Origin of the sequence: Aquiflexum sp. (assembly GCF_041751335.1) — a bacterium.
Classification (GTDB): Bacteria; Bacteroidota; Bacteroidia; order Cytophagales; family Cyclobacteriaceae; genus Aquiflexum.
On sequence record NZ_JBGSXS010000310.1, the window covers coordinates 1 to 2,680 of the forward strand.

Here is a 2,680-nt window from a genome sequence, read left to right on the forward strand (position 1 = left end):
TTAAAGAGCTTATCGCTCCACTTTGACCCCTTTCCAGAAAGCAACGTGGTCCTTGATTTCCCTGGCCGCAGGTTTGGGCTCCGGGTAATACCAAGCTGCATCTTTGTTGGTCTCATCGTTGACCTCAAGCGAATAATAAGATGCCTCACCTTTCCAAGGGCAAGTACTATGTGTATCGGAGGATTTGAAAAACTCCTTTTTGATGGTACCTGCCGGGAACTAGTGATTTCCTTCTATTTGAATGGTTTTTTCACTTTCTGCGATTACGGTATTGTTCCAGATTGCTTTCATTATTATTTTTTTAATTTATCCCAAAGGATATTGTTTAATATAGTAAATGTCTTGGATCTTGTTTCTTAAGTCTTAATTCTTATTCCTATTCCAAATCCTCCAATAATGTGGGAATCAATTCTGACACTGTTGGATGTACCTGCACCGAATCCCGGATGACCGTATAAGGTGCATCAGCATACATGACATTCAAAATCCCGCTGATGATTTCATCTCCTCCCACACCTAGAACTGTCGCACCTAGGATTTTGTTGGAATCCGCATCCACAATCACCCTCATAAAGCCGTCGGTCTCCCCTTTTTCTTTTGCCCTAGCAACTTTTTTCATTTCCTGATAACCTATCAACACGTTCAGGCCTTTTTCTTTGGCTTCCTGTAGATTGATACCTGCCCTTCCCAATGGTGGATCGACAAACAATCCATATGTAAGAATGCGGTCAGAAACTTTTCTGTTGCCATTTTGAAAAAGGTTGGCATTAACAATTTCGAAATCGTTATATGCAGTATGGGTAAATGCCCCTTTTCCGTTGCAGTCTCCCAAGGCATATATCCCGGGTATATTGGTTTCAAGCTTGTCATTGACTTGGATGTAACCTTTATCATCGGTTTCAATACCGGCAGCATTCAGATGAAGGGTATCCGTATTGGGAATCCTGCCGACGGCCAAAAGCAAATGGCTTGCTTGAAACTCAGGATCTCCATTTTCACAATCCACCTTCACCCTGAAAGATCCATCTGCATTCTGTTCTGCCCCTATACATTCAGCCCCTAACCGGAATTCCACCCCATCTCTTTCCAGTACTTTTTGGATTTCGGCTGAGGCATCTTCATCCTCTTTGGTAATAATCCTGTCGCTCTTTTCCACTATGGTCACTTTACTGCCAAATCTTCTGAACATCTGTCCGAATTCCAGTCCTATATAACTCCCCCCGATGATGGCCAAATGTTCGGGAAGGATATCCAGTTCCAATATGCTCTGATTGGTCAGGTAATCCAACCCATTGAATGAATCCGGGATAGAGGGTCTTGCGCCAACATTGATGAATATTTTATCTGCTTCCAACTTTTCCCCATTGACTGTGATGGTCTTTTTGTCCGTAAACCGTGCCTCACCTTTGTAAAAAGAAATCTTTTCCTCGCCATCAATGCCTTTGGCAATTCCTTCAACTGATTTTTGGACCAGCTTATCTTTTCGTTCTTTGACTTTCAGGAGATCAACTTTTGCCCCCTTAGGAATGTTCACCCCCAAGGCTTCACCATTTAGGGCATCAAACATTCTTCTGGCACTAGCCACATAGGCTTTGGTCGGGGTACAGCCCACATTCACGCAGGTGCCTCCAAGAAATTCTTTTTCGATAAAGGCCACTTTCATCCCTTCACCCGCAAGTTTAAAAACTATGGGCGTACCTGCCTGCCCTGAACCTATCACAATAGCATCAAATTTCATGGTCATATCTTTAAATTTAAAAAAGCTCCATAGCAACACTTAAATTACAAACTTTCCATTGAGGAGCCTAAAACTATCAGGAATCATTCTTTCCGAAAGTGTCAATTACCCTCTTCTTTCTGTCAATTTTCCCAAAGGAAGGTAAGATGTCCCACATTTGGGGTCAACAGCTGGTTCAAAACTTGAACACCTCTGTCTTAGGATAAAACGCATACCAAGCAAACCAAAAGTTCATCACGGTCTGGATAATCTTTCCTTCGGCATCCCTGATTTCGGCACTTTGGCTGTCTGCATCAAAACTTATAGAAAGCTTTTGATCCTGAAACACATCCTCGATTTCGTGTTCACCGGACTTTTTCAGCTCTGAAAAGGGATAGGCTTTGTGCTTTCCGTTGATTTCCAATCCAACCACCATTTCTTTGGGATGGTAACTGTCATCCATTTCAGCCACTTCAAAGTAGATTTTGGCTGATTGAGCGTAGCCAGGATAGGGATTTCTACTGTAATCGCGGGCAAATCCTGTTTCTTTTGAAAGTACCAATGTCTCCGGGTGGTTTTCTTTCCACTTTCCCCAAGTAGTATTGGCTGTTGCAATTTTGACCAAAGACCAGCCTTTCATTTCTCCGCTTACGGATTCATTTTTTAATTGTGACCAAAGGGATTCGGTTTCCCTGTCGTAGAGCAGAATATCCGAATTGTACAATAGTCCTGAAACACCAAAGGTTTTTCGCTCCCCATTAATTTCAGCGTCGAAAACAATCCCACTTCCACACAGTGGACAGTATGTGACCACCACAGGATGATCTTTAAAAAAATCATTCACAATTTCATGAAAATTCAGGATGTTGATGGGATATGCTTTTGCTATTCCATTATGGTAAACCCCCAAAATCCTGTCTTGCTCTGCAATCCCAGCCTGACTGACTGATAGAAATTTTGGAG

General features: G+C 42.4%; 2 protein-coding genes and 1 pseudogene. All 3 read right to left on the minus strand.

Features of this window, described 5'->3' with window-relative positions; translation table 11 throughout:
- Positions 1–9 precede the first annotated feature (9 nt).
- Positions 10–291 (minus strand): annotated as a pseudogene (locus tag ACEW8U_RS17570) (DUF427 domain-containing protein).
- A gap of 85 nt (positions 292–376) precedes the next feature.
- The gene (locus tag ACEW8U_RS17575) at positions 377–1,744 is read right to left on the minus strand and encodes an FAD-containing oxidoreductase (RefSeq protein WP_373523363.1); all 1,368 of its coding nucleotides are present in this window, start codon (positions 1,742–1,744) and stop codon (positions 377–379) included.
- A 169-nt stretch (positions 1,745–1,913) separates the two neighbouring features.
- Positions 1,914–2,680 (minus strand): DUF3179 domain-containing protein (locus tag ACEW8U_RS17580; protein ID WP_373523364.1); only part of this gene is annotated, 767 nt, incomplete at its 5' end.

Excerpts from the sequence above, each read along its gene's own strand:
- ACEW8U_RS17575 (WP_373523363.1), bottom strand. The coding sequence starts at position 1,744 with ATGACCATGAAATTTGATGCTATTGTGATAGGTTCAGGGCAGGCAGGT.